Consider the following 1,953-nt stretch of genomic DNA (forward strand, 5'->3'; position numbering starts at 1 on the left):
GCGGCAAGCTCGGCCCCAATTTCCATGAGGTGTTCTGCGGCCTCCTCCCTCCGGCGGCCCAGGTCAGCTTGTAATTCCGATAATTCTGCCTCCCCCTCTTGCCGCGCCGCTGCGATTTTCGTCGAATAGGTATCGCGCAAAAGGGTAGCCTCGTTCTCAGCGGCTGATTTGATCCTTGTGCCAGACCAAAGCGCAAAGCCCACGACGACAACCGCGATCACAATAGCAGCGGCAACACCGGCACCGGCACCGGCAAAAACCCAGACCTGTCGAATGCGCCGTTCCAGAGTAGCGGCCCGATCAGCGATAAGATCAGTCCGGGCGTTCAGTCCTCCGACCGATAAGGAAGCCTGACGTACCGCTTCGTTCAGTTCTTCAACAACACGTTCGGCATCACGCGCCGTCGCCATGCTGTTCGACCGTCGCTTTGCCTCAAGGTCTGCAATCCGGTCATCGAGATCCTTCGTCATGGTTCCATTCCTCGCGATGGTGGTCTCGCCATAGGCTTGAGCACCTCGGCCTGGCGCTCGCGTTCATTCTTGACGTCCGGCACGGACAGCAGGCCTGTCAGCCTTGTCCAGACCTTGCTGACCAGAACGACAGCTTGCTGGACGATTGGCGCTATCTCCAGCCGCGCGACATCCTGTGCGAGCTTGGGGTCATCGAACTGCAATTCTGACCGCCTGTCGTCGAACAGCACATTGCCCGTCAGGACACCGATCAGAACACGGGCCGTCACGGATGCAGCGCGCAGCACGGTTTCGTGCAAAACTGTCTGCTTCTCACGTTCGAAAGCATCACGCGCCGAGTGCAATTCTGACGACCGGCGCTCCAGTTCTTTGGTTTGTTCGCTCAACTCGGCCCGCGCACGTCGTGTCATCGCCGCGCTATCTGATTCAGCGCGTCTGAAGATCAATTTGGCTTCCTCATCAGCTTCTCCTTTTGCTGATATCGCTTCTTCAAAAAGTGCTTTGGCGCGTCCCAGTTTTTCGATGAGCTCAAGCGCTTTCTGGTCGGCATCAGCGTCAAACTTAGCCTCCGCATCGACGAGGCTTTCGACGCGCGCCGACATTTGACTGAGGAGGTCAGCATCGCGTCGTGCTTGTTCTTTGCGCTGCTTCCATTGCTCTCGTGATAGACGTTCTCGCTTTGGGCCGACGCGGGTCAGACCGGCTGGCAGCCCGACTTCGTGGAAATACTGATCCTGCAATTCCCGACCACGCGCACGATAGGCGCGATCGCCAAGTTTGACGGCTTTCTTGGCTGGCTTGCCGCTCTTCCTGGCCAACGCCTCAGCCTCTTCCTTGACCTGCCAGGCAGGGTTCAAGTGGCGCGCAGAGCAACTGGCATCACCCAAGGGCAGAATGAACGCATGGATATGGGGGTGCTCCTCATCCACGTGCTCGACGATCGAGACAAGTCGGTCACCGAACGTCTGGTTCAGCCAGCTGATGTTCAGTTCAATCCAGCGCTCGTATCCGTCGCGGTCAGCCGACCCCTGCGTGACTTGCGACGTGAGCATCGGGTAGGATGCCACCGCCGTCAGCAAGGTGTGACGGTCCTTTCGGATGCCACGCCGCGCGACTGTACCATCCGCCAAAGTGGCATCAACGTGGCCGCTCGCAACGATTTCATCATGCTTCAGGCGGACCTGTTTGGGTGTCAGGCCGTAGATCAAGTTTGGCGATTCTGGGTTTGCGACGTGCTGGGAAAATTCCGGCTCACGTGCCGCCTCATCCAGAACCTGTTGCACGCTTTGACCGATCTTGTTCGGTTTGCGTGAGTAGCTCTGAAGGTGTAAAAACTGCGGGCCAGACATTCTCAGTGAAGCCCGCCAAAAGAAACGCAATACTGACCGACTATTATGTTGCAAGCAACATGTCGGCGAAGGCGCTGCGCCCCTGCACCCAACCAAGCGGCTGCGCCGCCGATCCGCATCGGATCGAAGCCGCC

2 protein-coding genes are annotated in these 1,953 nt (G+C 58.5%); both read right to left on the reverse strand.

Annotated features, from left to right (window positions below; translation table 11 throughout):
• A partial coding sequence (locus ACJJVR_RS05285) for a hypothetical protein (RefSeq protein WP_405402802.1) occupies window positions 1–470 on the reverse strand: 470 nt, incomplete at its 3' end.
• Window positions 467–1,819: a plasmid recombination protein gene (locus ACJJVR_RS05290; RefSeq protein WP_405402803.1), complete on the reverse strand. Its 1,353-nt coding sequence runs from the start codon at window positions 1,817–1,819 to the stop codon at window positions 467–469. The genes ACJJVR_RS05285 and ACJJVR_RS05290, both read right to left, overlap by 4 nt.
• Window positions 1,820–1,953 lie beyond the last annotated feature (134 nt).

Source organism: Paracoccus sp. Ld10, from assembly GCF_045064235.1.
Classification (GTDB): domain Bacteria; phylum Pseudomonadota; class Alphaproteobacteria; order Rhodobacterales; family Rhodobacteraceae; genus Paracoccus.

Bases quoted from the DNA above. Each gene is read 5' to 3' on its own strand.
- ACJJVR_RS05290 (WP_405402803.1), bottom strand. From the start codon at position 1,819: ATGTCTGGCCCGCAGTTTTTACACCTTCAGAGCTACTCACGCAAACCG.